The sequence below is a fragment of the Phaeobacter sp. genome, assembly GCF_022825805.1.
Classification (GTDB): Bacteria; Pseudomonadota; Alphaproteobacteria; order Rhodobacterales; family Rhodobacteraceae; genus Phaeobacter.
Genome location: NZ_JAJDWC010000028.1, coordinates 30,867 through 56,011 on the forward strand (window position 1 = coordinate 30,867; position 25,145 = coordinate 56,011).

At 59.9% G+C, this 25,145-nt stretch carries 26 protein-coding genes; 21 read left to right on the forward strand and 5 right to left on the reverse strand.

What is annotated here, in order from left to right; translation table 11 throughout:
- The first annotated feature begins 61 nt into the window (after nucleotides 1-61).
- The 19 genes from Q0C28_RS02840 to Q0C28_RS02930 all read left to right on the forward strand — a co-directional run bounded on the left by Q0C28_RS02840 (nucleotide 62) and on the right by Q0C28_RS02930 (nucleotide 20,408).
- A complete protein-coding gene (locus Q0C28_RS02840) occupies nucleotides 62-1,132 on the forward strand; it encodes a glycosyltransferase family 2 protein (RefSeq protein ID WP_293573229.1) in 1,071 nt (356 codons plus the stop codon).
- Nucleotides 1,133-1,449: 317 nt separating this feature from the next.
- A complete protein-coding gene (locus Q0C28_RS02845) occupies nucleotides 1,450-2,409 on the forward strand; it encodes a phosphoadenosine phosphosulfate reductase (RefSeq protein ID WP_293573134.1) in 960 nt (319 codons plus the stop codon).
- A gap of 181 nt (nucleotides 2,410-2,590) precedes the next feature.
- Nucleotides 2,591-3,634, forward strand: a complete 1,044-nt coding sequence (gene pyrC, locus Q0C28_RS02850) for a dihydroorotase (protein ID WP_293573135.1) — start codon at nucleotides 2,591-2,593, stop codon at nucleotides 3,632-3,634.
- Nucleotides 3,635-3,709: 75 nt separating this feature from the next.
- Complete coding sequence (locus tag Q0C28_RS02855; protein WP_293573136.1) at nucleotides 3,710-4,390, forward strand: orotate phosphoribosyltransferase; 681 nt, start codon at nucleotides 3,710-3,712, stop codon at nucleotides 4,388-4,390.
- Between the two features lie 433 nt (nucleotides 4,391-4,823).
- Nucleotides 4,824-6,335, forward strand: a complete 1,512-nt coding sequence (locus Q0C28_RS02860; RefSeq protein ID WP_293573137.1) for a replicative DNA helicase — start codon at nucleotides 4,824-4,826, stop codon at nucleotides 6,333-6,335.
- A gap of 287 nt (nucleotides 6,336-6,622) precedes the next feature.
- Complete coding sequence (gene alr, locus Q0C28_RS02865) at nucleotides 6,623-7,660, forward strand: alanine racemase (protein ID WP_293573138.1); 1,038 nt, start codon at nucleotides 6,623-6,625, stop codon at nucleotides 7,658-7,660.
- Entirely contained in the window at nucleotides 7,657-8,457 is an 801-nt protein-coding gene (locus tag Q0C28_RS02870; protein WP_293573139.1) for an ABC transporter permease, read from the forward strand. The genes alr and Q0C28_RS02870 overlap by 4 nt, the downstream gene beginning before the upstream one ends.
- Nucleotides 8,454-9,200, forward strand: a complete 747-nt coding sequence (locus Q0C28_RS02875; RefSeq protein ID WP_293573140.1) for an ATP-binding cassette domain-containing protein — start codon at nucleotides 8,454-8,456, stop codon at nucleotides 9,198-9,200. The genes Q0C28_RS02870 and Q0C28_RS02875 overlap by 4 nt, the downstream gene beginning before the upstream one ends.
- A gap of 585 nt (nucleotides 9,201-9,785) precedes the next feature.
- Nucleotides 9,786-10,229 carry a paraquat-inducible protein A gene (locus tag Q0C28_RS02880; RefSeq protein WP_293573141.1) on the forward strand — a complete coding sequence of 148 codons (444 nt, stop codon included), beginning with the start codon at nucleotides 9,786-9,788 and terminating at the stop codon, nucleotides 10,227-10,229.
- 173 nt (nucleotides 10,230-10,402) lie between these two features.
- Nucleotides 10,403-11,767 (forward strand): DNA repair protein RadA, encoded by a 1,365-nt coding sequence (gene radA / locus Q0C28_RS02885; protein WP_293573142.1) that lies wholly within the window; start codon nucleotides 10,403-10,405, stop codon nucleotides 11,765-11,767.
- A 41-nt stretch (nucleotides 11,768-11,808) separates the two neighbouring features.
- A complete protein-coding gene (locus Q0C28_RS02890) occupies nucleotides 11,809-12,363 on the forward strand; it encodes a CvpA family protein (RefSeq protein ID WP_293573143.1) in 555 nt (184 codons plus the stop codon).
- Nucleotides 12,364-12,917: 554 nt separating this feature from the next.
- Nucleotides 12,918-13,610, forward strand: coding sequence for a Hint domain-containing protein (locus Q0C28_RS02895; RefSeq protein ID WP_293573144.1), 693 nt, complete (start codon nucleotides 12,918-12,920; stop codon nucleotides 13,608-13,610).
- Nucleotides 13,611-13,871: 261 nt separating this feature from the next.
- Complete coding sequence (gene purF / locus Q0C28_RS02900) at nucleotides 13,872-15,338, forward strand: amidophosphoribosyltransferase (protein WP_293573145.1); 1,467 nt, start codon at nucleotides 13,872-13,874, stop codon at nucleotides 15,336-15,338.
- A gap of 115 nt (nucleotides 15,339-15,453) precedes the next feature.
- Nucleotides 15,454-15,996, forward strand: coding sequence for a DUF2199 domain-containing protein (locus Q0C28_RS02905; RefSeq protein WP_293573230.1), 543 nt, complete (start codon nucleotides 15,454-15,456; stop codon nucleotides 15,994-15,996).
- A 252-nt stretch (nucleotides 15,997-16,248) separates the two neighbouring features.
- Entirely contained in the window at nucleotides 16,249-16,521 is a 273-nt protein-coding gene (locus Q0C28_RS02910; RefSeq protein ID WP_293573146.1) for a hypothetical protein, read from the forward strand.
- Nucleotides 16,522-16,655: 134 nt separating this feature from the next.
- Nucleotides 16,656-17,309, forward strand: coding sequence for an SDR family NAD(P)-dependent oxidoreductase (locus tag Q0C28_RS02915; protein ID WP_293573147.1), 654 nt, complete (start codon nucleotides 16,656-16,658; stop codon nucleotides 17,307-17,309).
- Nucleotides 17,310-17,593: 284 nt separating this feature from the next.
- The gene (surE, locus tag Q0C28_RS02920) at nucleotides 17,594-18,376 is read left to right on the forward strand and encodes a 5'/3'-nucleotidase SurE (RefSeq protein WP_293573148.1); all 783 of its coding nucleotides are present in this window, start codon (nucleotides 17,594-17,596) and stop codon (nucleotides 18,374-18,376) included.
- Entirely contained in the window at nucleotides 18,373-19,020 is a 648-nt protein-coding gene (locus tag Q0C28_RS02925; protein WP_293573149.1) for a protein-L-isoaspartate(D-aspartate) O-methyltransferase, read from the forward strand. The genes surE and Q0C28_RS02925 overlap by 4 nt, the downstream gene beginning before the upstream one ends.
- A gap of 122 nt (nucleotides 19,021-19,142) precedes the next feature.
- Entirely contained in the window at nucleotides 19,143-20,408 is a 1,266-nt protein-coding gene (locus tag Q0C28_RS02930) for a peptidoglycan DD-metalloendopeptidase family protein (RefSeq protein ID WP_293573150.1), read from the forward strand.
- Nucleotides 20,409-20,534: 126 nt separating this feature from the next.
- Here the strand turns inward: Q0C28_RS02930 and Q0C28_RS02935 are convergent, their stop codons facing one another.
- From Q0C28_RS02935 to Q0C28_RS02955, 5 genes are all read right to left on the reverse strand, one after another.
- The gene (locus Q0C28_RS02935; protein WP_293573151.1) at nucleotides 20,535-21,377 is read right to left on the reverse strand and encodes an ATP-binding protein; all 843 of its coding nucleotides are present in this window, start codon (nucleotides 21,375-21,377) and stop codon (nucleotides 20,535-20,537) included.
- A gap of 190 nt (nucleotides 21,378-21,567) precedes the next feature.
- Nucleotides 21,568-22,011: a ribose 5-phosphate isomerase B gene (gene rpiB / locus Q0C28_RS02940; RefSeq protein ID WP_293573152.1), complete on the reverse strand. Its 444-nt coding sequence runs from the start codon at nucleotides 22,009-22,011 to the stop codon at nucleotides 21,568-21,570.
- Nucleotides 22,012-22,176: 165 nt separating this feature from the next.
- Complete coding sequence (gene tatC, locus Q0C28_RS02945) at nucleotides 22,177-23,076, reverse strand: twin-arginine translocase subunit TatC (protein ID WP_293573153.1); 900 nt, start codon at nucleotides 23,074-23,076, stop codon at nucleotides 22,177-22,179.
- Nucleotides 23,073-23,537 carry a Sec-independent protein translocase protein TatB gene (tatB, locus tag Q0C28_RS02950; protein ID WP_293573154.1) on the reverse strand — a complete coding sequence of 155 codons (465 nt, stop codon included), beginning with the start codon at nucleotides 23,535-23,537 and terminating at the stop codon, nucleotides 23,073-23,075. The genes tatC and tatB overlap by 4 nt, the downstream gene beginning before the upstream one ends.
- 7 nt (nucleotides 23,538-23,544) lie before the next feature.
- Nucleotides 23,545-23,763, reverse strand: coding sequence for a twin-arginine translocase TatA/TatE family subunit (locus Q0C28_RS02955; RefSeq protein ID WP_293573155.1), 219 nt, complete (start codon nucleotides 23,761-23,763; stop codon nucleotides 23,545-23,547).
- A 222-nt stretch (nucleotides 23,764-23,985) separates the two neighbouring features.
- Here Q0C28_RS02955 and Q0C28_RS02960 point away from each other — a divergent pair, with 222 nt between their 5' ends.
- Together Q0C28_RS02960 and Q0C28_RS02965 are read left to right on the forward strand one after the other, a co-directional pair.
- Nucleotides 23,986-24,300 carry a hypothetical protein gene (locus Q0C28_RS02960; RefSeq protein WP_293573156.1) on the forward strand — a complete coding sequence of 105 codons (315 nt, stop codon included), beginning with the start codon at nucleotides 23,986-23,988 and terminating at the stop codon, nucleotides 24,298-24,300.
- A 133-nt stretch (nucleotides 24,301-24,433) separates the two neighbouring features.
- On the forward strand, nucleotides 24,434-25,129 hold the full coding sequence (locus tag Q0C28_RS02965; RefSeq protein ID WP_293573157.1) for a YafY family protein: 696 nt from the start codon (nucleotides 24,434-24,436) through the stop codon (nucleotides 25,127-25,129).
- Nucleotides 25,130-25,145: the final 16 nt, after the last annotated feature.

The following is a 25,145-nucleotide window of genomic DNA, read 5'->3' on the forward strand; positions in this document are numbered from 1 at the left end:
GCCCAACCGTCCGCGTATCCGGTCGCATCATCCGGTCAAACCCAACGGGGGCATGTCTAAGATGCGCAGCCTGGCCGTGCTGACCCAGCGCAACGAAGGCGCGTTTTTGCTGGAATGGATCGCCCATCACAAGGCTGTGGGTTTTCGCGACATTCTGGTGCTGTCCAACAATTGCCAGGATGGCAGCGACCAGATGCTGGACCGTCTCGATGCGCTTGGCCTGCTTACGCATCTGCGCAATGATCCGCCCTACGACAAATCCGGCATCCAGTTCAGTGGCTTGAAAAAAGCAGGCAAACACCGGCTAGTGCGGAAAGCGGACTGGATACTGGCTCTTGATATCGATGAATTTGTCAACATCCACGTCGGTGCGGGAAGGCTGGAGGATCTGCTGGCCGCATTGCCAGACGCAGATGCCATCACCCTGACCTGGCGGCTGTTTGGCAATGCCGATATCACCCGCTACGAAGACCGCCCCGTGACCGAGCAATTCACCCGCTGCGCACCTACGGTGATCCACTGGCCATGGCGTGCCGCCATGTTCAAAACGCTGTATCGCAACAATGGCACCTATCAGAAACTGGGGGTTCACCGTCCGCGCAACGCCGCCCCGGATGCGGATCTGTCAGCCTATCGCTGGTACGATGGCGAAGGCCGCCTGCTGGACAGCGGATTTCAGCGAGAACGGGTGTTTTCCACCTATGGCCAACCCAACTTCGGTCTCGTCCAGTTGAACCACTATCCCCTTGGCGCGATGGAGAGTTTTCTGCTGAAAGCCGATCGTGGCAGGGCCGTTCATGCAGATGATCAGTTGGGCATGGACTATTGGGTGGAGCGCAACTTCAACAGCGACACCGACCAGTCGATCAGCCGCTACGCAGAGGCACGGCAGCAGATCATGGCAACCTTGCTGGCGGACGAGCAGATCACTGAGCTGCATGGCAAGGCGGTCCATTGGCGCCATGACCGCTTTCGCCAATTGATGCAGGAGGATCGCTTTCGCAGCCTGTTCTCCCGCCTGTTGATGACCCCACCGTCTCGGCCGATCAGCGCAACCACCGCACGCACGCTCGCGGGTTTTGCCGAACTCGGGCGAAAGGCCGCAGCGCAAAAATCCCGCCACGACCCGTGATGGCGCGTCGGGCTGTGGATCTGCGCGACAGGCGCTCTTCGATCTGACGGCTAACCGTCGTTTGAAGCGGCAGGTAAACCGACTGACTGGCGCTCTTACCAACCATCAGGCCACTCATCTGGCCGACAAAGCGGCCTTACAATTTCCAATTTTAGCCTTATTTCGCAGGTAGCAATGAGTAAGGCGAAATACCCCCCTCGGCTGACAGCGGCAGCGCATCATCGTGGTCAAACGTCTTTGGAGTGTCGCGCACGGTACAACAGCGACCGGCAAGACGAAGCCGAGACAAGGCCAAAACGGGGCAAAAGGACAAGGCAATGCAACAGGACACCCTGGATACACTGGACGAAGATCTGTCCGGATTGAAGCCGGCCCAATGGCAGGAGCGGATGGCCGCCCTGGCAGAGGAAAACGGCATGTATCAGAGCCTGGGCGCCAACCACTTCGCAACCTTCATTGATCAGGGCAACACGCTCCTTGTCAGCTTCGAAACACGCCAGGGCATCCATAACCTGTCTGAACAGGCACAACCGCTCGGATTCGATCTGGTGCGCAATCTGGGTTGGTCGCATTTGTGCCTTGTGTCCAACGGTGACACCTGGTTTCGAGAAGAGACCATCTATGGGTTCTTTGACCAGTTGATCGACGATGGGTTCTTTGACGAATTCGACAAGGTGGTGTTTTACGGTGCCGGACCCTGCGGCTATGCCGCGGCTGCATTCTCGGTGGCCGCGCCAGGCGCCACCGTGGTGGCGATCCAACCGCAAGCGACGCTGGACCCGCAACTGACCAATTGGGATGATCGCTTTAGCGAGCAACGGGGCCTCGATTTCACCAGCCGCTATGGCTATGCCCCCGATATGCTGGACGCTGCGCAGGACGCTTTTGTTCTGTTCGACCCCCAGGAACACCTCGATGCGATGCATGCCGCACTCTTTGCCCGCAAGGCGGTGACCCGCTTGCCGATGGCCCATCTTGGCGGCACGGTGCAGACACGGCTGATCGAAATGGACATTCTTTATCACGTGATCGCGCTGGCTGGCGCCGGCCGTCTGACACGGCAGCGGTTTTACAAACTCTACCGCGCGCGCCGCAACAATGCGCCCTATTTGCGTCACCTGCTGGCACGGCTCGACCGCGAAGACCGCCCCTATCTGATGACACTGCTGTGCCGCAATGTGGCCCAGCGGATGCGCGCACCGCGCTTCCGCCGCCGCTTGCAGCAATTGGAAAAACGCGCCGAAGCCGGAGAGTTTCACCTGCCTCCGGCTGCGTAACCAAACGGCGTTGTTGCGCAGCGCGGTCTTTCCGCCCAATCCTGCGCATCCGCACAATCCTGCACACTGGAATTCAACTCAACAGCTCCCAACGCGAGCAACCCCGGCTGGGCCAAAGCGAATGACGCCACATCTGCGGGTCCCGCTTCCCCTCTGCCCGCCCCTGTGCTAGGCGGACCTCATGACCTCCCAGCTGACCCTCCCCCGCCCCGATGACTGGCACTTGCATCTGCGCGATGGCGCCATGCTGCAAGCCGTCCTGCCCGAATCTGCCCGCGATTTCGCCCGCGCGATCATCATGCCAAATCTGGTGCCACCGGTGGTCACCAGCGCAGATGCCGCCGCCTACCACGCGCGCATCCTTGCCGCTCTGCCCGAGGGGATGACCTTCGAGCCGCTGATGACGCTCTATCTGACCGAGGACACAGATCCCGATGATGTCGCCGCCGCCCACGCAAGCGGGCTGGTGAAAGCGGTAAAACTCTACCCCGCAGGCGCAACCACCAACTCGGCTTCCGGGGTGCGGAATTTCGACCGCATCCGCCCGGTGCTGGAGCGCATGGCCGACATCGGATTGCCGCTCTGCACCCACGGTGAAGTCACCGAAGATCACATCGATATCTTCGACCGCGAGGCGGTGTTTATCGACCGCGTCCTGGACCCGATCCGCAAATCAACACCGGGCTTGCGTGTGGTGATGGAACATATCACCACCCGTAACGCCGTGGACTATGTCCGCGAAGACAGCAGTGGCCAGCTCGGCGCAACCATCACCACTCATCACTTGATACTGAACCGCAATCACATCCTGGCGGGCGGCATCAAACCACATTATTACTGCCTGCCGGTGGCCAAACGCGAAGAACACCGCCTCGCCCTACGCGCGGCGGCAACATCCGGCGATCCGCGCTACTTCCTCGGCACGGATTCCGCACCCCACACCGATCCCAACAAACTCAGCAGCTGCGGCTGTGCGGGCTGTTTCACCGCGCCCAACACCATGCCGCTGCTGGCCCATGTCTTTGAGGAAGAACAGGCCCTCGACGCGCTGGCGGGCTTTGCCTGCGAAAACGGCCCGGCGTTCTACGGTCTGCCGGTGAACCGCGAAACGCTGACGCTGACAAAACAAGACAGCCCCGTGCGCTTCCCTGAACAGATCGTCACAGAGGACGGCCCCGTCACCGTCTTCGATCCGGGCTTTGACATCTTCTGGAAAGTCACCTGAGCCTTCCTCTTGCCAAAAATATCCCCGCCGGAGGCATCCGCACCCGGCGGCTCGCGCCGACATAAGGACACTGCCATGATCCCCTCTTCCTTCCCGAGCAAAGATGAGATCGCCCGCCTATCCGCCCGCATGCTGCTGGAGATTGGCGCGGTGAACTTCAACACCGAAACGCCCTACACGCTAGCCTCCGGTCTGCCATCGCCCAGCTATATCGATTGCCGCAAGCTGATCTCCTTTCCGCGCATCCGCTCGACCTTGATGGATTTCATGGTGGTCACCGTGATGCGGGATGCGGGCTTTGAAGCCTTCGACAATATCGCCGGCGGCGAAACCGCAGGCATTCCCTTTGCAGCCCTGGTGGCAGAGCGCATGGCGCTGCCGATGAGCTATGTGCGCAAAAAGCCGAAGGGCTATGGCCGCAACGCCCGGATCGAGGGCGCCATGCAAGAGGGCGAGCGGGTGCTGCTGGTTGAGGATCTGACAACCGATGGCGGCTCCAAACTGTCCTTCGTGGATGCGATCCGCGAAACAGGCGCCAGCTGTGGTCACACGGCGGTGATCTTCTACTACGACATCTTCCCGGAAACCACCAAAACCCTGGGCGATCACGGGGTTGCGCTGCATTACCTGTGCACCTGGTGGGACGTGCTGGCGGAGGCCCGCCAACAAGAGGCTTTCTCTGCAGCCACACTGGATGAGGTGGAGCGCTTCCTGAAGGGCCCTCGCGCTTGGCAAGAGGCGCACGCTGCGGGCTGAGGCTCAAGTCCAGCGCAGATCGCACGTCAGGCCCGCCCAGTCCAGCTCAGCGCCCATAAGGCCGATGGGGCACGGAGCTCCGAGCAGCTTGTTTATGATATAAGCAGCCACAAAACAAAAAGGCATCGCAACTCTGCGGTGCCTTTGCCATTTGGACGGACGGTTGCCCGCACCGCTCAGCGCCTAACCGCAGGCAGCAGAAGCCAAATTACGCCGCCAGACGATTTTACGCGGGTCTTTGGCGCATATGTTAGCACCACAACGCGAGGGCGGCAAAAGAGCGAACCGCCACATGATCCCACAAGGCGTTCGCAGGTTGCCCACAAGTGGCGGGCGCTTATCCACAGGTGATCAACAGGCCATCAACAGGGTTTTCCCGATAGCCATCACCCCGAAAAATACGCTATGTACGATGCAAAAATCGAGAGCTGCAATGAACGACATCACGCCTTTTGACCCCAATTTGCCCTCTGCGCCACAGGGCGAGGATGCTGCCGCCGACGATGCCGCTGTTCTGCCGCACTCCGTGGAGGCGGAACAACAGCTTTTGGGTGCGATCCTCACCAACAATGATGTCTATGACAGGGTCGCCTCGATCATCACATCGGCGCATTTCTACGATCCGGTTCATGCGCGCATCTATGAAATTGCAGCGGCCCGCATTTCGAAAAACGCGCTGGCCTCACCGGTGACGCTCAAGGCCTTCATGGAAGATGACGAAGGGCTGCGCGAGTTGGGCGGCCCGGCGTATCTGGCGAAGCTTGCAGGCGCATCGATCTCTGCCTTTGCGGTGCGCGACTATGCGCAGATGATTTATGACCTGGCGATCCGGCGCGAATTGATCGCCCTGGGCCGCAGCATCGCCGACAAGGCCCGCCGCGTAGATGTGGCCTCAGAGCCCAAAGAACAGATCGTCGAAGCCGAACAATCGCTTTATAAATTGGCCGAACAAGGCCAGACGGAAAGCGGCTTCAAATCCTTCCTGAAGGCCGTCACCGAAGCGGTGAATGTCACCAACGAGGCCTATCAACGCGGTGGCGGCATGGCCGGGATTTCCACCGGACTGTCGGATCTCGACAAACAGCTTGGTGGTCTGCACCCCTCTGACCTTTTGATCCTTGCGGGACGCCCGTCGATGGGGAAAACCTCCCTTGCGACAAACGTCGCCTTCAATGTTGCGAAGGCCTACAAACGTGGCACCAAACCCGATGGCACCGAAGGCGCAGTGGATGGCGGCGTGGTCGGGTTTTTCTCGCTCGAAATGTCCGCCGAACAGCTGGCTGGCCGTATCCTCGCCGAAGCCTCGGAAATCTCCTCGCATAAAATTCGTCAGGGCGACATGACAGAGGATGAATTCCGCCGGTTCGTGCAAGCGGCAAAGGATCTCGAAAGCTGCCCACTGTTCATCGATGACACCCCCGCCCTGCCGATCTCACAGTTGGCCGCGCGGGCGCGCCGTCTGAAACGGACCCATGGGCTTGATCTCTTGGTGATCGACTATCTGCAGCTGTGCCGTGGTATGGCCGACAACCGCGTGAACGAGATTGCCGAAATCTCCATGGGGATGAAAGCCATCGCCAAAGAGCTGAACATCCCGGTGATCGCCCTGTCCCAGCTGTCGCGCCAGGTGGAAAGCCGTGAAGACAAACGCCCCCAGCTGTCGGACCTGCGGGAATCGGGATCGATCGAACAGGATGCCGATGTGGTGATGTTCGTGTTTCGCGAGGAATACTACAAAGAACGCGAAAAACCCGGCGATCACGAATTGGACAAGATGGAAGAGTGGAAACAGGCGATGGAGCGGCTCCATGCCAAAGCCGAAGTGATCGTCGGCAAACAGCGCCACGGCCCCATCGGCACCGTGGAGCTTGCGTTTGAGGCGCAGTTCACCCGCTTCGGCAACCTCGCCAAAGCCTGGCAGCAGGAACACGCGCCGGAATACTGACCCTACATAGCCCGGCGGCACCAGAGACACTGGCCATCTGCTGCCGCCGGGCTGGGCATACCCGCCCCTGTCGGTGGTGGGCAACCTCCGGCCCCAGATGGTTTGCAGCTGGATTGGTCATCGCGGATCCGACGAAATCGTTTGCCACTCGGCAAAAGGCCCGCCCTGCGGTGCAGCCCGCCCATCTCCAATCTGCTTCGCTGCAAAACACGCCGAAGACCGCTCAAGCCGGGGTCAGAATGCTGTTTCCCTCTTGACCTGTGGTGCGCCCATGTCATGAACAGCCCATGAGTACCGCAAAACTGACAATCAACCTCGACGCGCTGGCCACCAACTGGCGTAATCTGGATGCCCTCACCACCTGCGAAACCGCAGCCGTGGTCAAAGCCAATGGCTATGGCCTGGATGCCGGACGGGTGGGCCAGGCGCTCGCCAAGGCTGGCGCCCGCAACTTTTTCGTGGCCGCCGCCGAAGAAGGCGTGGCGCTGCGTCGTGCAATTGGTGCCGGTCCGGGAATTTCAGTGTTTTCCGGTCACATGGAGGGCGACAGCAAACTTCTGCGGGAGTTCCAGCTGACGCCCATGCTCAACTCGCTTGACCAGATGTTGCGCCACTTTGAGGTGCTGCCCGGGCATAGTTTCGGCGTGCAGCTGGACACCGGCATGAACCGCCTCGGCATGGAGGCTGCCGAATGGGCCGCCGTGCGCGACATCGCCCTTGGCCAGCAGCCGGTTCTGCTGATGTCGCATCTGGCCTGCGCGGATGAGCCAAACCACCCGATGAATGCACAGCAACTGCAGACCTTCATCGAGCTGACCAATGGGTTGGACGTGCCCCGCTCCCTTGCGGCCACCGGAGGGCTCTTGCTTGGGCGCAACTATCACTTTGACCTCTGTCGTCCCGGAATTGGCCTCTATGGCGGTCTGCCCTTCAGCGACGGGTTGCCGGTTGTGCAGTTGGACCTGCCGGTGATCCAAACCCGCGACCTCGATGTGGGCGAAACCGTGGGCTACGGCAATGCCTGGACCGCCGCCCGCCCAAGCCGGATCGCAACCGTTGCCGCGGGCTATGCGGATGGGCTGCACCGTGCCCTTGGCGCTGGTGAGATTGGCGTATTCGCGGGACAGACCCGTTGCCCGGTGGTTGGGCGCGTGTCCATGGATCTGATCACCGTGGACATCACCGATCTGGCAGACACCCCCGATCATCTGACCATCCTGGATGAACAGCAAACCGTCGACATGCTGGCCGATGCAGCAGGCACCATTGGCTATGAGCTGCTGACCTCTTTGGGCGCGCGCTATGCACGGAGCTACACCGGATGAGCCAACCTTCGCCGCTCTCGCCCATCGGCGCCCTGGCGCGCCTGGGGCAAATGGTGCTTGGCGCGCTCGGCGCTGTGGGCCGGGTGGCGATCTTCGGGCTGTCGACCTTCAGCCATATGCTGCGCCCGCCCTTTTACCCACGTGAGGTACTGAATGCGCTGCTGCAGGTTGGCTGGCTCTCGTTGCCGGTTGTTGGGCTCACGGCGATTTTCACCGGTGGCGCGTTGGCGTTGCAGATCTATGCTGGTGGCGCTCGCTTCAACGCCGAAGCGGTGGTGCCACAGATCGTTGCCATCGGTATGGTGCGCGAACTCGGTCCCGTTCTGGTCGGTCTGATGATCGCCGCAAGGGTCACCTCGTCCATCGCCGCTGAAATCGCAACAATGAAAGTGACCGAACAGATCGACGCGCTGGTGACCCTCTCGACCCATCCGATGAAATATCTGGTCGCGCCCCGTGTTCTGGCCGCGCTGATCACCGTACCGGTCCTGGTGGGGGTTGGCGATATCATCGGGATCATGGGCGGTTACATCGTGGCGACGCAGAACCTCGGCTTTAATCCTGCGGCCTATCTCAAGAACACGGTGGATTTCCTGGAGCTGCGCGACATCGTCTCCTCGCTGGTCAAAGGCGCGGCCTTTGGTACCATCGCCGCCACCATGGGCTGTTACTATGGCATGCAGTCTGGCCGCGGTGCCCAAGGCGTGGGTCGCGCCACCAAAGGCTCGGTGGAGGCTGCGGCCGTGCTGATCCTAGCTGCCAACTTTGTTCTGACCGGGGTGTTCTTCTCGCTATGATCCGACTGGAAAACGTCCATAAGGCCTTTGGCGACAACAAGGTATTGCAGGGCATGACCCTGACGATCCCCAAGGGCACCTCCATGGTGATCATCGGCGGCTCGGGCACCGGCAAATCCGTAGCTCTCAAGAGCATCCTCGGCCTGATCAAACCCGACAGTGGCACCATTCATGTCGATGGCAAACCGGCAGACAGCGGTGATCGCGATGCGTTTCTCGCGCGGTTTGGCATGTTGTTTCAGGGCGCGGCCCTGTTTGACTCGCTGCCGGTTTGGCAAAACGTGGCCTTCCGCCTGTTGCGCGGATCGCTCAAACGCCCCACCGAAGAAGCCCGCGCAATCGCCATCGACAAACTGCGCCGCGTGGGGCTGAAGGCCGATGTGGCCGACCGCCTGCCCGCAGAGCTGTCCGGCGGCATGCAAAAACGCGTGGGCCTTGCGCGCGCGATCGCCGCAGAGCCGGAGATCATCTTTTTCGATGAGCCGACCACGGGCCTCGACCCGATCATGTCGGGCGTGATCAACGACCTGATCCGCGAGATCGTGGTGGAAATGGGCGCAACCGCGATGACCATCACCCACGACATGACCTCAGTCCGCGCCATTGCCGACAATGTGGCCATGCTGCACGCAGGCGTGATCCAATGGACCGGTCCGGTCGCCGAGATGGATGCATCGGGCGATCCCTACATGGAGCAATTCATCCACGGCCGCGCGGAGGGCCCAATCGAGGCGGTGCGGTGAGGCATGCCCAAGGATTGCCTTGCGCTATATAGCCTTCTTAGCTCCTCCCAGAACCCTTATGCGGTTGCGATGTTCTACATCAACCTGGCCCTGCATATTGTCGCCGACTTTTCCCTGATCACTAAACGACGGCATGGGCAAACCTAGTCCCACATCGCGATCGGGATCGCCTCTTCACCTCTCTAATCCGACTTGCTGGCGGCAAACTGGGTATCGCCCGGCTCTTGCCGCGAGACCTGGACAGGCTGATTTTTGTGCTGCTGTTCACCAACACCATGCTTGACTGCGCTGCCCAAGCGTTTCGCAACAAGCTGCGCCCGAGCCTGAATGATGCGTTTGTCCTCCTCCTCATTGCCGCCCCGCCCACAATGGGCTACGCTGCAAGCATCCCCGCAAAACCAGTATGCGAAGACCGCTTATGGTAGGAAGCGTTGTCCCCCTTTTCACCTTCCCCAAATACTCCCGCCGGAGGCTTCCTTCACAAGGCCATAGAAGCCTCAGCAGGAAAGGTTCACGGAGTTTTCCCCTTTCCAATCTGGTTCGGAAAACCCAAATCTGGGCGGAATTGCATGAAAACGAGCCGCCATGACCCTCCGCCTCCTCACCCTATCTTTGCTGATCCTCTACCCTGTCGCGTGGTTTACGCCCTTGATACGGGCAGGATTGTTGCCGATTTTTGGGCTGAACGAGATTTCAGTGATCACAGGCCTGCAGTCCCTTTGGGGCAGTGACGAGGTGCTGGCGTTGATCGTCACCGTCTTTGCGATCTTTGCGCCCTACCTCAAAACCATTGGTCTTGCGCTGGTGCAGTGGCAACTGCTGGATCCCAGGCTTCACCCCGTTTTGCATGTCCTCGGCAAACTTGCGATGGCAGATATCTTTCTGATCGCGCTCTACATTACACTGGTGAAAGGCATTGGCTATGCCACCATTGAACCTGCCTGGGGTCTCTACCTGTTTTCGGCCTGCATTATAGCCTCGCTATGTCTATCGCTGGTGAGCGAAACCATAAATAAACAAACCCCATAGTGGGGGCGCTGCCCCCGGCCTGCGGCCTCCCCCGGGATTTTTGGGGCAAGAGGAAGAGTGGGCTGTTTTCCTCTTGCCATAAATATCCCGGAGCGCGAGGCAGAGCCTCGCATCTGACATTCGCGTCAACGCGCACTCTTGAACAAACCGGAAACATCTGCAAGATCAGCCCCATGGCAAAAACAACCTATTCCTGCTCTGCGTGCGGAGCCTCTTTCTCAAAATGGTCCGGGCGCTGCGATGGTTGCGGTGAATGGAACAGCATCACCGAAGACAAAGGCCTCTCCAAGGGCGGTCCTGCCTCCAAGTCTCTTGGCATGCGGCGGGGCAAGACCATCCCCTTGAGTGATCTGGCGACCGAAGAGACACCGCCGCCACGTACCTGCTGTGGTGTTGGCGAGCTGGACCGTGTCCTTGGCGGCGGGCTGGTGCCTGCCTCGGCCATTCTTGTGGGCGGCGATCCCGGGATCGGCAAATCCACCCTCCTGCTGCAGGCGGCTGCGCAGTTTGCCCATAGTGGCCTGAAGACGATCTATGTCAGCGGCGAAGAGGCCAGCGCTCAGGTTCGGATGCGCGCACAGCGGCTTGGCCTGGCAAAGGCGCCTGTGAAACTGGCCGCTGAAACAAATCTGCGCGACATCCTGACCACGCTGGAGGCGGAAAAACCACAACTCGCCATCATCGATTCTATCCAGACCATGTGGGCCGATCACGTTGACAGCGCCCCCGGTTCTGTCAGCCAGGTGCGCGCCGCAGCGCATGAATTGACGACCTTCGCCAAAACCAACGGGATTTCGATCATCATGGTCGGCCATGTCACCAAGGAGGGCCAAATCGCAGGGCCGCGCGTGGTGGAACATATGGTCGATACCGTGCTCTATTTCGAAGGCGAGCGCGGCCACCAATTCCGCATTTTACGGGCGGTGAAAAACCGCTTTGGTCCTGCTGACGAGATTGGTGTGTTTGAAATGACCGGCGGCGGCCTGAGCGAGGTGGTGAACCCCTCGGCTCTGTTCCTGTCAGAACGCGGCAACCCATCACCGGGATCCGTGGTGTTTTCCGGCATCGAAGGCACGCGGCCCGTGTTGGTGGAGATGCAGGCCCTTGTGGCGCCATCCCCGCATTCACAGCCCAGACGCGCCGTTGTGGGATGGGACAGCTCGCGCCTTGCTATGATCCTTGCGGTGCTTGAGGCCCGCTGTGGGATCCCGTTTGCGGGCTTGGATGTTTATTTGAATGTCGCGGGAGGCATGAAGATCTCGGAACCGGCGGCTGATCTTGCGGTTGCCGCTGCGCTGCTGAGTGCGCGAGAAGACACCGCCCTGCCACGCGATACGGTGGTATTTGGAGAAATATCGCTCTCAGGAGCCCTTCGACCCGCACCTCAGACGGAAAACCGGTTGAAAGAAGCGCAAAAACTTGGTTTCACGGCTGCTATAGCACCGGGTGGCGGCAAATCCGTATCGATCGAAGGGCTGGCGCAGCGTCAGGCCTCCGATTTGGCGGGATTTGTCGGAGACTACTTCGGCGCCGGCTAGTGCCGCATAAAATACGGACCGCAGGTTAACGGGCGAGGGACATGGAAGGTTTCACCATTATCGACGGGGTTGTGGCCCTGGTCATCGTTGTATCAGCGCTTTTGGCCTATTCACGCGGTTTTGTCCGCGAGGCTATGGCAATTGCCGGATGGATTGCTGCGGCGGTGCTTGCGTTTCTTTTCGCACCACAGGTAGAGCCGCTGATGGCGGAGATCCCGGTGATCGGCGAATTCATCGCTGACAGCTGTGAACTGTCTATTATCGCCGCATTTGCCGCCGTTTTTGCCATCGCCTTGATTGTGGTGTCTTTCTTCACACCGCTGTTTGCCTCGCTGGTACAGCGTTCTGCCCTTGGCGGGTTGGATCAGGGCATCGGCTTCTTCTTTGGGGTGCTGCGGGGCATCCTGCTCGTTGCGATTTCCTTCTTCCTCTATAACGTTGTGATGACGGGTCAGAGCTTTACCATCGTTGATGACAGCCGATCCGCAGTCGTGTTTGAACGGATGATTGGCAAGATCGAAGAGCGCAACCCGGAAGATGCGCTTGGTTGGGTCACCAGCCAATATGAAACGCTGATCAGCGCCTGCAACCGCTGATCCCTGCCCCTTATCGGGTCAGAGCCAGATGTGATCGAGCGCCCTTTGGGGCGCTCTTTTTATTGTGACCCTCGGGTGCCAGGCGACGGCCGTGCCGGTTTAGGCAGTGCAAACACAACTCGCAAAACAGAAGTCCTGTTAGGCAACAGCGGCCGGTCAAAGCGGCGCGAAGGCGCACCGCAGCTGGGAAATCTCAGCCGAGACACTTGTGAAAATTCAACAAACAGGTGCACTTGCGCCTCCGCCTGCGCATTAACACTGATTAACATGAAAAAGCCTTATTAACGCTTTATTAACCAATAAGAATCGGATCTAGACGGTCTTATTTCGGGGCTTCCCGAAGACACGAAGAGCGGTGCGAAGACCCAAAAGAGTTAACAAATCCTGTGATTTTTTCGCAATATCGGGTCCAATCGGGCAAATTGGGCAGGATTATCCCCCGAAAACCCCTGGTTTGTCTCATTCGGCCCAAAGCTTGCCCCATTTCCGTCCCAATTCGCAGCGCACATTGGTGTCAGACAGAACGTCACCCACTCGTTTAGAAGGACATCGCCATGCTGCTGGATCATTCGACATCATTCGCCGATTGTCAGCCTGTTGGTCTGCTGCTGGACTTTCCTTCTGTGCAGACAACCGCAGCGCCGCGCAGCCGTCCGCGTCCGCGCAATGGTGGGCTGGTGCCGCATATGATGGTCGAAACAGACCGTGGGTTCGTTCAGGCGCGCCACATCAAACCAGGCGACATGGTCTACACGCTTGATGGCGGTGCGCAGGAAGTCAAATCCGTGAAGCACGCTGTTCCGCGCCTGACGCCATTGGTGCATGTGCCAGCAGGCGCATTGGGCAATGACAACGACCTGCTGTTGCCTGCAGACCAGAAGGTTGGTCTGGAACTGGCCAGCATTGAGCAGCGCTTTGACGTGCCAACCGCCATGACCAAGGCGATTTCCCTGGTGGGCCACAACGGCATCACCAGCGCCCTGCCAGACAAGATGGCGCGGATTTTCCTGACCTTTGAAGAAGAAGAAATGATCTGGGCCGAATGCGGCATGCTGATCCATGTGCCTGCTGACAACGGCGGCGAGTCGGCCTTCTGCGATCTGTCCCTGATCGAAACCCGCGAAATCCTGGCCGAAGAAAACGGCCAATCGCTGGCAGAGGTTGCAGGCACCGACGAAAACGCAACCGACGATCAGGATGACATGGTCTCTGCCTTCGACATGCTGCGTGGCCTTCTGGCGGCATGATACCGGCGGCAGCGCACACGACTGCCACCACATACCGTACATATCCCAACTGTTGAGCCTCGGCCTGCTGCGCGCGTGTTCAACCCGACCTCTCATGGAGTGCAGCGTCAGATCCGACACCCCGGATCACCCCAGCACAACCAGAGCGCGGTTTTTTCATCCTTCTGACGTGAAACTGTTATCCTTAGGTGACATATCGGGTCAAAGGCACTATGTGCAGGGCATCCTCAAAACCGGATTCGGAGCCAAACCGCCTTGCCGATGCCGCAAATGCCCCCCGCCCACCCGTTTGATGATGACAAGCTGCGCGAAGAATGTGGCGTTTTCGGCGTCGTCGGCGTCAAGGACGCTGCCAATTTCGTCGCACTCGGCCTGCACGCGTTGCAGCACCGAGGACAGGAGGCCGGCGGTATTGTGACCCATGACCCGGTCGAAGGGTTCCAGAGCGCCCGCCGGTTTGGCTATGTCCGCGACAACTTTACCTCTCAGGATGTTATGTCTGCCCTGCCGGGCCCCATCGGGATTGGCCATGTGCGCTACTCCACTGCGGGCAGCAAAGGCCAGACCGCGATCCGCGACGTGCAGCCGTTTTTTGGTGAATTTGCCATGGGCGGCGCGGCCATCGCGCATAATGGCAACATCACAAACGCCAATGCCCTGCGCCGTGAACTGATTGAACGGGGCTCGATTTTTCAAAGCTCATCTGACAGTGAATGCATCATCCACCTGATGGCCCGCTCACTGCAGCGCAACATTCCAGAACGGATGGAAGATGCCCTGCGCCGCGTCGAGGGTGCGTTCTCTGTTGTTGCCATGACCCGGACCAAGCTGATCGGCGTCAGAGACCCGCTGGGTGTTCGCCCGCTGGTTCTGGGTAAGATCGGGGATGGCTATGCGCTCAGCTCTGAAACCTGCGCGCTGGACATCATCGGTGCCGATTTTGTGCGAGAGATCGAACCGGGGGAAATGGTGGTGATCACCAGCGACGGGATCGAAAGCCTGTTTCCGTTCCGCCAGCAACCTTCCAAGTTCTGCATCTTTGAGCATGTCTATTTCTCCCGTCCTGATTCAATTCTGGGCGGGCGTTCTGTCTATGAGACCCGCGAAGCCATCGGGCGTGAGCTGGCCAAAGAAAACCCGGTCGAAGCCGATCTGGTTTGTCCGGTGCCCGACAGTGGCACACCTGCTGCCATTGGCTATTCGCTGGAATCGGGCATCCCATACGCGATGGGGATCATTCGCAACCAATACATGGGACGGACCTTCATCGAGCCGACAGAGCAGATCCGCAACATGGGCGTGCGTCTGAAACTAAACGTCAACCGCGCTCTGATCGAAGGCAAACGGGTCATCCTCGTTGACGATTCTGTTGTGCGGGGCACCACGTCGCGCAAAATCAAGGAGATGATCCTGGATGCGGGCGCCAAAGAGGTCCATTTCCGCATCGCCTCCCCTCCGACGGCTTGGCCCTGTTTCTACGGTGTCGACACGCCAGACCGCGACAAGCTGCTGGCAGCGACCATGTCCGAAAGCGAAATGGCCCAGCATCTGGCGGTCGACAGTCTGAAATTCATCTCGCTGGACGGGCTTTATCGCGCTGTCGGTCAGGTGGAAGGCCGCAATGCCGACTGCCCGCAGTATTGTGACGCCTGCTTCTCCGGCGAATATCCCGTGGTTCCGGCCGATATGGTGGATCAAGGGTTTGAAATGAAGAGCGCGGCAGAGTAAGAGCGCAGTCACATCAGATCGACTCAGGAAAGGCGCCGATCAGCGGATCAGCGCCTTTTTCTGTGCCCTATTGCCTCAGCGGAAAGGCCGCCCATTGGATCCTCATCTCGCCCGTATGCTCAGCTCACAGCGTCAATGCCGCTGCTGTGGGGCGACATTTGCCCAGTTGCTCAGCCTCAGCTGCGACCGTCCTGATATTTGCCCCGATGATTTGCTGGTGCAGGACAATTCTGCGCTGAACGCTGAAAAGGGAGATATCCTGACCGAGGATTTCTGCCGCCTGGGTGAGTTGCGGTTCATCCGTGCTGTGCTGGCGATCCCGCTGACCGATGCCCGCGGCGAGGAGTTCATCCTCGGCACCTGGGCACGGCTGGAGCAGAGCGATTTCGACGCCTTTCTGGAGCGCTTCGAAATGGGCGATGCCGAAGAGCTGGGCAGCCAGCGGGCCGAACTGGCAAATGCCATCCCACCCGAGGGGGCCCCTGCGGTTGCCGCCATGCTGCATATGCGCCCCGAGGGACAATACCCAGACCTGCAGATCTCTGATCCGCAAAACCCGCTCTATAATTTGCAGATGATCGGCGCCAACCTTGAAGAGCTATTGAGCCTATTGTTTGCCTACGGCCACGATCTGCCGTCTTTGGTCTACGACTCCTAACCCAGAACAGGCCAGACCATGGCCTGCGCAGACGCCGTGGCACATCTGCGACGTCAAGAGGGTGCGCGCTATTCGCACACCCCAGCATCGTGGCATTCGGCAATCTGATGCCGCCCCTTCCACCCTGACAAGCGAGGCTTTGCCTGCATTGCGCGGCCCATGCGCTTTGCACTGTCACTCCCCGCGTTGTCCCCATAAAGCCGCGCACGCCCCGCGCAGTCACAGCGAAACAGAAGAGACGTTTCAAACCCAATGACATCCATCAACCGCAAAGATCGCACACCTGCAAATGTGGCGCATCACGCCACCCAAACTGACGCGCTGCCCAAAGGCGACATCAGCCTGCTGGGGCTGTTTGGCGAAAGCACCCGCATGAATGCGATGGTCCGCCTGCCCAGCGGGCGCACCCGCATTGTGCAATTGGGCAGCCGCGTATCTGGTTCTGAAGTGATCGCCATCGATCACCAGGGGCTCATTTTGCACCGCCGTGGCGAATCCTCCCGTCTGACGATGCCAGGGCGCTGACCACGCGCACCCACGTCTCCCCTCTCCCGTGTCCCTCCCTGTGCCCGCCTCCCTACCTGCGACACATACCCAACCACGCCTGCGGGCGCGCTTCCGCTCTTGACCCAAGCCGCCGGGCACCGCACAAGACGGCCATGACACAGAAACTTGCTCTTATCACTGGGGCCTCTCGCGGCCTGGGCGCGGCTTTGGCAGAGGCGCTGGCCCCGACCCACCACATCGTGGCCGTCGCCCGCACCACCGGCGCGCTGGAGGAACTGGACGATCGGATCAAAGCGGCCGGTGGCTCAGCGACGCTGGCGCCAATGGACATCACCGTGCCAGACGCCATGGCCACCCTGTGCCGTGGCATTCACGACCGCTGGGGACAGCTGGATCTGTGGCTGCACACCGCGATCCACGCAGCCCCGCTCAGCCCGGCCAATTTTGTCGCCGCCAAGGACTGGGCCAAATCGCTGGCTGTCAATGCAACCGCCACATCCGTTCTGATCCCCTATGTCGCGCCGCTGCTCGGACAATCAGGCAAAGCGGTTTTCTTTGACGACAAACGCGCCGGCGACAAATTCTTCGGCACCTATGGCGCGACCAAAGCAGCGCAAATGGCGTTGGCCCACAGCTGGCAGGTTGAAACCGAAAAAACTGGACCCCGTGTGGAGATCCTTGAACCCGCACCGATGTCGACCGCCCTGCGCGGCCGCTTCTTCCCGGGTGAGGATCGTGAGGCATTGGCGGGCCCCAAGGATGAGGCCGCGCGCCTGTTGCCCCAGATCCTGGGAACTGCAGACTGACATCGGCAACCCCGGTCTATCCGGACCTACTCTAACCTACGACCTGCCCTCCCCAAATTGTCGGGCAGGTCGGCGGTGAAGCCTGTGCCCATCCTGACAGCACGCGGGGCGCGTGGGCGCCCCACCTGTGGCAGCTATGCCGCCATGTTCCACCGCCAGTCTTTGTCTTTCGCCCCAGCACTGGGAAAGACTTGCCCCAATTCCCCCTGCCACATATTCAGGTCGCATTCATCGGAACAACAGGGGCCCGTCTGGATCGCACAGGGCCATGAGGGGGCAAGGCAATGCGCATTCTGATCACCAATGACGACGGCATCAGCGCCGCAGGGCTGGCAGTTCTGGAGCAGATCGCTGCCGAGGTTGCAGGCCCCGACGGTGAGGTCTGGACAGTCGCGCCCGCGTTTGAACAATCCGGCGTTGGCCATTGCATCAGCTACACCCGCCCCTTCATGCTGAGCCAGCTGGGGGAGCGCCGCTTCGCCGCCGAAGGCTCGCCTGCGGATTGCGTCTTGGCCGGGCTGCATGTGGTGATGAAAGACAACCCACCCGATCTGGTGCTGTCGGGCGTGAATCGGGGCAACAACTCGGCAGAAAATGTACTATATTCCGGCACCTTGGGTGGTGCGATGGAGGCCGCGTTGCAGGGCATTCCGGCAATGGGACTGTCGCAATACTTGGGGCCGAGAAATGCAAACAGCGATGTCCCCTATGAAGCAGCCGCACATCACGGCGCGGATTTGATCCAGTCAATCCTTGCAGCATCGCCAGAGAACCCATCGGACTACCGCCTGTTTTACAACATCAACTTCCCCCCTGTGCCCGCAGCCGACGTGAAGGGTCGTCGCATCTCTCGCCAGGGCTTTCGCAAAGGCAGCCATTTTTCGGCGCAGGAACAATTGTCCCCCAATGGCCGCCGCTATCTGTGGATCCGGGGTGGTGACCAACAGGTCGCAACCGAAGCAGGCACCGATGCGGCGAACAATCTGGACGGCTATATCTCGATCACGCCGATGCGCGCGGATCTGACGGCAACAGATGCCATGGACCACCTGACGGGGATCGAATGACCGCCCCTTCTGCCGAAACCAAAATGCAGTTCCTTTTTGCGCTGCGCTCCCGTGGGGTGACGGACCCGCTGGTGCTGGATGCAATGGAACAGATTGACCGCGGGCATTTTGTCCGCGGCCTCTTTGCCGAGCGTGCCTATGAGGATACGCCACTGCCGATTGCCTGCGGGCAGACCATCTCACAGCCGTCTGTTGTCGGTCTGATGACCCAGGCTTTGCAGATCTCCCCACGCGATACGGTGATGGAGGTGGGCACGGGATCAGGCTATCAGGCGGCAATCCTCAGCAAGCTGGCGCGCCGCGTCTACACCATCGACCGCCATGCCCGGCTGGTGCGCGAGGCCCGGCAGGTCTTTGAACAGCTGCATCTGCCCAATGTCACCTCGATGGTTGGTGATGGCAGCCATGGTTTGCCCGAACAGGCCCCCTTTGACCGCATTATCGTGACCGCCGCGGCGGAGGATCCGCCTGGTCCGCTCTTGGCGCAGTTGAAGACCGGCGGTATCATGGTGGTGCCTGTGGGCCAATCGGACGCCGTCCAGACCCTGATCCGCGTCCAAAAGACCGAAACCGGCCTGCAATACGATGAATTGCGCCCAGTGCGTTTTGTTCCCCTCCTTGAGGGAATTGGCAAAGACACGTAAGGGAGGGGTACTTGCCCCACCGCTCCTGCCGACCCATCTAGGGACTGATCTAGATGGCGGCTGCAAAACCCCTGGGACAAGGGGAGAAGCAATGCAGGACCAGAGTTCCGAGGAGAGCAACAATGAAGTTTACCGCACACCATTCCCCCTTCCGCCGGGCCGCGATTGCCGTGCCATTGCTGGCTGTTCTCGCGGCTTGTGAGGGGCCACTCGATTACGATTTGCGGGGCCAGATCGGTGCGTTCAACACCACTGAAGCTGCCCAAACCGCCACGGTGAGCCGCCCCAAACCCGATAGCCGCGGGTTGATCACCTATCCGTCCTACCAGGTCGCTGTTGCGCGCCGTGGGGATACGCTGGCCTCTGTGGCAGAGCGGATTGACCTGCCCGTCGGAGAGCTGTCGCGCTTCAACGGGATCGCGGCCGGCGATCCGCTGCGCCAGGGCGAGATCATCGCCCTACCCCGCCGCGCGCCGAATTCCTCCGCACCAGAACAGCCCCGCCAGATCAACAATGGCGGCGTGGACATCGCATCGCTCGCGGGCCAGGCGATCGACAATGCGCCCTCATCGGCAACAGATGGCTCATCCCAGTCGGACATCAGCACAAAACCGCTGACGCCGGGCGCGGGATCAACCGTTGCGCCAAAACCCGCGCAAACTGCCGCAGCTGCACCAAAGGTCCAGGATGGGCCCGAACCCGTGCGCCACAAAGTCAAACGGGGTGAAACCGCCTACACCATCTCACGCCTCTATCAGGTGCCGGTGAAATCCCTGGCGGATTGGAACGGCCTCGGCAGTGATTTTGCGATCCGCGAGGGGCAATATCTGCTGATCCCCCTGAAAGATCAAAGCGCCCCGGCCAGAAACACGGCCACCCGCGACAACGAGGTCAGTGTCACCGCCCCCGGTGAAGGCAGCACAACCCCAACACCGCCAAGCGCGACAAAACCGCTGCCACAGGAAACCGTGGTGGCCGCCGCAGAGATTCCCAAAGAAGTGCCCACAGTGGATGTGCCAACACCCACACGCAGCAGCGAAGCGGCCATGATCTACCCGGTTCAGGGAAAGATCACCCGCACTTATGCCAAGGGCAAGAATGATGGCATCGATATCGCAGCCGCACCGGGCAGCGCAGTGAAATCCGCCGACGCAGGCACCGTGGCCGCCATCACCAAGGATTCAAACGATGTCCCGATCATCGTTGTGCGCCACGATGCCAAGCTGCTGACGGTCTATGCCAATGTGGACAACATCGCCGTCAACAAAGGAGATCGTGTCACCCGCGGCCAGACGATTGCCACGCTGCGCGACGATCCATCCGCCTATGTGCATTTCGAAGTGCGCAACGGATTTGAGAGCGTCGACCCGCTGCCATATCTGCAGTGATCACGCTGCGAGGACCGGCCTCGGGCAGACGACCTCCAGCAGGTGAGCAGCTTCCAACACCCGCGTGATGCCAAACAGGCGCAGGCGGGTGTTGTCATGTTTCAGAATAGTTCAGATCAACCGGGATCAGCGCAGCGCAACCCCATGCCGCCCCGCCAGATCAGTAAAGAACTGCCAGGCCACACGACCAGAGCGTGACCCGCGCGTAGCCTGCCACTCGATGGCCTCAGCTTTCAGCGTTTCGGCATCCACCACGACGCGATAGGCCTCGCAGTAGCCCGCAATCATCGACAGATACGCATCCTGATCACAGGGATGAAAGCCAAGCCACAGCCCGAACCGATCGGAGAGCGACACCTTTTCCTCCACCGCTTCGGATGGGTTGATCGCGCTGGAGCGTTCGTTTTCGATCATGTCCCGTGGCATCAGATGACGCCGATTGGAAGTGGCATAAAACAGCACATTCTCTGGCCGTCCCTCAATACCACCATCCAAGACTGCTTTCAGGCTTTTGTAATGCTGGTCATCATGGCCAAACGACAGATCGTCACAAAACAGCAGGAACCGCTGCGAGGCGGAGCGCAGATGATTGAGCAATCTGGCAACCGATGGCAGATCCTCGCGTTGCAATTCCACCAGCTTCAAATCCGAATGCTCGGCGGACAGGCGGCCATGAATAGCTTTGACCAGACTGGATTTGCCCATCCCCCGCGCGCCCCACAACAGGGCGTTGTTGGCCGAAAACCCTTCGGCAAAGCGGCGGGTGTTGTCCAACAGTGTCTCTCGCGCGCGGTCAATACCCACCAACAAGTCCAGATCAACGCGGCTGACCTGCGGCACCGGCTCCAACCGGTCCGGCCCGACATGCCAGACAAAGGCGGACGCGGCAGAGAAATCAGGCGCCTCCAAAGGCGCAGGCGACATCCGCTCAAGCGCTTCGGCGATACGGGTCAATGCGGCTTGATCCATCAGTTCTCTCCCTGTCTCGAACCTGGGTCTTACCGCGACAAAGCACGTTCTGTTGGGACGGGCAAGAACCCGGAGCCGCAAAACGCAAATGGACCGCACGGCAGGCCACCGCGCGGTCCAGAATTATGATTTTCTACGATGTGCTTGCGGCAGAAACCGCAGATCAGTGCGGCGGCAGATGCCCGGAGGCTCAGGATGGCTCGATCATGTCCACACGGGTGGCGTGGCGACCGCCTTCGAACTCGGCGCCAAGGAAGGCATCCACGATATCGAGCGCGAGCCCCTCGCCGACCACACGTGCGCCGATCGATAGCATGTTGGCGTTGTTGTGCTGACGGATCATCGCAGCCGAGAACGTGTCGGAGCAGACGCCGCAGCGAATGCCCTTGACCTTATTGGCGGCCATCATGATGCCCTGCCCGGTGCCGCACAGGATGATGCCCAACGCACAGTCTCCGGAAGCCACGCGTTCGGCGGCAGCCGCACCATGCAGCGGATAATGGGTGCTTTCCGGCGTGGTTGGACCGATGTCGACCACCTCCCAGCCCTGTTTGGCGATATGTTCGGCCACGCTCTGGCGCAAAGAAATCGCCGCGTGATCGCTGGAAAGAACAATGCGTTTGCTGTCGGTCATGATGTCATCTCCGGTTTGGCGCGCAAAAGACAATCAAACGCCCGCACGGGCAATGGTCCTGCGTTCCCCGGCTCAATAGTCAGAGCGCAGCGATTTCGCAACATCCCACAAAGAAAAAGCGCGCCAGGACAGCGCGCTTTTCCAATTCAAAACCTGAAGAGCGGATCACTCTTTGTTGTCTGCCTTGCTGTCCAGAGCGGCCAGATCATCCTCTGGATGGGCATCAAGGCCATCCTCATCATCATAGTAGCCCTCGGCCCGCAGCTTTGCTTCGCGTTTGGCCTCGACCCGGCGCACAAGGAAAATGGAGACCTCATACAGCCCGTAGACCACGACAAACAAAATGATCTGGGTGATCACATCCGGTGGCGTCACCAGCGCAGCCAGGACCAAAATCGCCACAACCGCATACTTGCGCACCGCGCCCAAGCCATCGGCACTGACCAAACCGGCCTTACCCATCAGGGTCAGCAGCACCGGCAGCTGGAAACACAAACCGAAAGCCACGATGAACTTGATCGTCAGGTTCAGATACTCCTGCGCGGAGCCCTGAAACACAACGCTCAGCCCTTGGTTCACTTCTTCGCCGGTCACAGCCTCGCCAGAGGCACCAAATTGCTGGAAGCCCAGGAAGAAATCATATGCCAGCGGTGTCACGACATAGAACGCAAAGCTCGCGCCCAGCAGGAACATGAAGGGCGAAGCAACCAGGAACGGCAGAAACGCACCCTTTTCACTCTTGTAAAGGCCCGGCGCCACAAACCGCCACATCTGCAAGCCGATGTAGGGAAATGCCAGAATGAAACCGCCCAAGAATGAAATCTTGATCGCCACAAAGAAACCTTCCTGTGGGCTGATGAAGATCAGGGCGCAGTCTTGCCCCCCTTCGGCCAGCACCTGACACAGCGGCGCGGTCAAGAAGTTGAAGATGGGCGTGGCCACGGTGAAACAAATCACCATGCCGACAATAAAGGCCATAACAGAATGGATCAGGCGCGAGCGCAGCTCGGCCAGATGTTCGATCAACGGCGCGGTTGAGTCGTCTATCTCCTCCGTCTTGCTCATGATTGGGCCTCATCCTTTCGGGTCAGCGCAGCCTCTGCCTCATCCGCTTTGGCAAGCGCTTCCTGCGCCTCGCGCGCTTTGCGCTCTGCCGCAGCGCGTGCAGTGGCGGCCTGGATCTTCTTGGCAGCCTCAGCCCGCTCGGCGGAGAGTTTTTCAGTCTCGCTGCCCGGTTCGTATTTGGTCGGATCAATGGACTTTGCCATGTCCTGCGCCGCCTGTTTGACGCCATCCATGGCTGTGTTCATCGGATTGGCCGCAGCCTTGAAGCCCTGGGCGACATCCTTCATCCCGGATTCATCGGCAGCGTCGTTCATCGCGCGACTGAATTCACGCGCCATGCCTTTGGCTTTGCCGACAAACCGACCCACGTTGCGGAACAGAACCGGCAGGTCCTTTGGCCCCACAACAATCAATGCCACCACCCCGATGACCAGAAGTTCGGTCCAGCCGAGATCGAACATCCGCGTCTCAGGCCTTGTCTTTGTCAGCAGCCGGGGTGATGTCGCGCGCGGCTTCGGCGTCGACGTCCTCTTCCAGCTCCTTGGTACCGTCATTCACGCCCTTCTTGAAGGCGGTGATGCCTTTGCCGACCTCACCCATGAGGGACGAAATCTTGCCACGGCCAAAAAGAACCAGAACCACAACGGCGATGAGCAGCAGGCCCGGAAGACCAATATTGTTGAGCATGAGCAGTGTCTCCTTCTGCAGCGGGTCGCAGGTAGCAGACCCGTAAAGTTGTTTGTCTTGGTTTTACGCCGGGCACCGGCGCTCACAAAGGGCTGAGCCGGGTTTCTGCTAGCTTGAGATGAATAAAACCGGGCGATTTGGACCAGCTAGACACGCAACTGACAGGTTTATGTCAGTTGCACCTTGGTAAATCTCACCCATCCCAACCAAAGGAGACATGAGATGGACAAACAGACAGCCGAGATCGTGACATTCAAATTGCGCGACACCATCAAGCGAGAGGCATTCCTCGCGCTGATGCAGCAGACAGAGGCGTTTGTGAAAGACCAAGCCGGGTTCTGCCATCGTCAGCTGAGCGAAGGACCAGACGGACAATGGACCGACTACGTTCTCTGGCACGACCACCAAAGCGCAGCGCAGGCCGCAGCCGCATTTGAACAGCAAGCCTTTGCGCCTGACATCTTTGCCGCGATTGCCCCGGACAGTGCAAATATGCGGCATGAAACGGTTGTTCTCGCCCTTCCTGACGTGGGCTAAGCCAGACGTGTTATCATGACAGCGCCGCAGTAGGCCGCGCTCACCCCATGTGCCCTGTGGCACCCGGGGCAACGGCGGCCTGCTGGGCGCCACGGGCCTTGACCTTCGTTGGTCGGACCTTCAAGGCTACACCATGCGCCGCACCGACCGCCTGTTCGATATCATTCAGATCCTGAGAGACGGAAAACTCCATAAGGCAAAGGATATTGCCGAACGACTGGAGGTGTCTGTGCGCACGATCTATCGTGACATGGACACGCTGGTCGCTTCTGGCATCCCGGTCGAAGGGGAGCGCGGCGTCGGCTATCTCGTGCGGGAACAAATCAGCCTGCCGCCTTTGACCCTGACACCCCAAGAGCTGGAGGCGTTGAACCTCGGTATGGCCATTGTGGCAGAGGCGGCGGACCCTGAATTGAAATCTGCCGCCGATTCACTGGCCTCTAAAATTGATGCGGTTTTGCCGGAGAAGACAATTGCCGAGGCCGATGCCTGGAAATTTGCGGTCTACCCTTTTGCGGATGCAGCACGCGGGTTTTCCCAAATGCCAGTGCTGCGCGCCGCAATCAAAGCGCGCCAGAAACTGCACCTTGCCTATCGTCGCGTTGATGGCACCCTCACCGAGCGGGTCATTCGACCCCTGCATATGGAATACTGGGGGCGTGTCTGGACCCTGACCGGGTGGTGCGAAATGCGGGAGGATTTTCGGGTGTTTCGCGTTGATCTGATCGAAATTGCCAAGGCGCTGCCCGAACTCTTTGTGGACGAGCCGGGCAAACGGCTGGAAGACTATGACCCCACCTCTGGTCCCACAAAAACAGCGGACCAATAGGCGGCACCATAGACGC

Excerpts from the sequence above, each read along its gene's own strand:
- Q0C28_RS02905 (WP_293573230.1), top strand. The coding sequence starts at position 15,454 with ATGCTCAGCTCACAGCGTCAATGCCGCTGCTGTGGGGCGACATTTGCC.
- Q0C28_RS02890 (WP_293573143.1), top strand. The coding sequence starts at position 11,809 with ATGGAAGGTTTCACCATTATCGACGGGGTTGTGGCCCTGGTCATCGTT.
- Q0C28_RS02895 (WP_293573144.1), top strand. The coding sequence starts at position 12,918 with ATGCTGCTGGATCATTCGACATCATTCGCCGATTGTCAGCCTGTTGGT.
- alr (WP_293573138.1), top strand. The coding sequence starts at position 6,623 with ATGAGTACCGCAAAACTGACAATCAACCTCGACGCGCTGGCCACCAAC.
- tatC (WP_293573153.1), bottom strand. The coding sequence starts at position 23,076 with ATGAGCAAGACGGAGGAGATAGACGACTCAACCGCGCCGTTGATCGAA.
- pyrC (WP_293573135.1), top strand. The coding sequence starts at position 2,591 with ATGACCTCCCAGCTGACCCTCCCCCGCCCCGATGACTGGCACTTGCAT.
- tatB (WP_293573154.1), bottom strand. The coding sequence starts at position 23,537 with ATGTTCGATCTCGGCTGGACCGAACTTCTGGTCATCGGGGTGGTGGCA.
- Q0C28_RS02935 (WP_293573151.1), bottom strand. The coding sequence starts at position 21,377 with ATGGATCAAGCCGCATTGACCCGTATCGCCGAAGCGCTTGAGCGGATG.
- Q0C28_RS02960 (WP_293573156.1), top strand. The coding sequence starts at position 23,986 with ATGGACAAACAGACAGCCGAGATCGTGACATTCAAATTGCGCGACACC.
- Q0C28_RS02880 (WP_293573141.1), top strand. The coding sequence starts at position 9,786 with ATGACCCTCCGCCTCCTCACCCTATCTTTGCTGATCCTCTACCCTGTC.
- Q0C28_RS02870 (WP_293573139.1), top strand. The coding sequence starts at position 7,657 with ATGAGCCAACCTTCGCCGCTCTCGCCCATCGGCGCCCTGGCGCGCCTG.
- Q0C28_RS02925 (WP_293573149.1), top strand. The coding sequence starts at position 18,373 with ATGACCGCCCCTTCTGCCGAAACCAAAATGCAGTTCCTTTTTGCGCTG.
- Q0C28_RS02860 (WP_293573137.1), top strand. The coding sequence starts at position 4,824 with ATGAACGACATCACGCCTTTTGACCCCAATTTGCCCTCTGCGCCACAG.
- Q0C28_RS02875 (WP_293573140.1), top strand. The coding sequence starts at position 8,454 with ATGATCCGACTGGAAAACGTCCATAAGGCCTTTGGCGACAACAAGGTA.
- Q0C28_RS02845 (WP_293573134.1), top strand. The coding sequence starts at position 1,450 with ATGCAACAGGACACCCTGGATACACTGGACGAAGATCTGTCCGGATTG.
- purF (WP_293573145.1), top strand. The coding sequence starts at position 13,872 with ATGCCGCAAATGCCCCCCGCCCACCCGTTTGATGATGACAAGCTGCGC.
- Q0C28_RS02915 (WP_293573147.1), top strand. The coding sequence starts at position 16,656 with ATGACACAGAAACTTGCTCTTATCACTGGGGCCTCTCGCGGCCTGGGC.
- Q0C28_RS02855 (WP_293573136.1), top strand. The coding sequence starts at position 3,710 with ATGATCCCCTCTTCCTTCCCGAGCAAAGATGAGATCGCCCGCCTATCC.
- Q0C28_RS02840 (WP_293573229.1), top strand. The coding sequence starts at position 62 with ATGCGCAGCCTGGCCGTGCTGACCCAGCGCAACGAAGGCGCGTTTTTG.
- Q0C28_RS02930 (WP_293573150.1), top strand. The coding sequence starts at position 19,143 with ATGAAGTTTACCGCACACCATTCCCCCTTCCGCCGGGCCGCGATTGCC.
- Q0C28_RS02965 (WP_293573157.1), top strand. The coding sequence starts at position 24,434 with ATGCGCCGCACCGACCGCCTGTTCGATATCATTCAGATCCTGAGAGAC.
- rpiB (WP_293573152.1), bottom strand. The coding sequence starts at position 22,011 with ATGACCGACAGCAAACGCATTGTTCTTTCCAGCGATCACGCGGCGATT.
- radA (WP_293573142.1), top strand. The coding sequence starts at position 10,403 with ATGGCAAAAACAACCTATTCCTGCTCTGCGTGCGGAGCCTCTTTCTCA.
- Q0C28_RS02955 (WP_293573155.1), bottom strand. The coding sequence starts at position 23,763 with ATGCTCAACAATATTGGTCTTCCGGGCCTGCTGCTCATCGCCGTTGTG.
- surE (WP_293573148.1), top strand. The coding sequence starts at position 17,594 with ATGCGCATTCTGATCACCAATGACGACGGCATCAGCGCCGCAGGGCTG.
- Q0C28_RS02910 (WP_293573146.1), top strand. The coding sequence starts at position 16,249 with ATGACATCCATCAACCGCAAAGATCGCACACCTGCAAATGTGGCGCAT.